The organism is Chitinophaga varians (assembly GCF_014529945.1).
Classification (GTDB): Bacteria; Bacteroidota; Bacteroidia; order Chitinophagales; family Chitinophagaceae; genus Chitinophaga; species Chitinophaga varians.
Genome location: NZ_JACVFB010000047.1, coordinates 1 through 366 on the forward strand (window position 1 = coordinate 1; position 366 = coordinate 366).

The following is a 366-nucleotide window of genomic DNA, read 5'->3' on the forward strand; positions in this document are numbered from 1 at the left end:
GTGATCATGCGTCATGAAATATTAAGAACAATATTTAGAGAGAATGCGGCCGGTGAACTGAGACAAATTATACAGCACAATGCTGATGCTTTTGTGATTGCGTATAAGGACTTACAACCATCCCCCGCAGAAGTAGCTGCGGCGGTACGTTCGGAAGTGCTTCGTCCGTTTGATCTGAGCTCAGGGCCTTTGCTGCGACTTTTATTGTTACAAACCGGCGACGCGGAATATGTGTTGGTGTACACCATGCATCACATCATCAGCGATGGCTGGTCGATGGGCATCTTAATAAAAGAATTATTGTCCTGTTATGAGGGGCTGGTATCCGGCCACCAGGAGGCTTTGCCACCGCTGCGTATCCAGTAC

1 protein-coding gene is annotated in these 366 nt (G+C 48.1%); it reads left to right on the top strand.

Annotated elements, in window-relative coordinates; all coding sequences use genetic code 11:
- Window positions 1-366 (top strand): condensation domain-containing protein (locus tag ICL55_RS34975; RefSeq protein ID WP_223151703.1); only part of this gene is annotated, 366 nt, incomplete at both ends.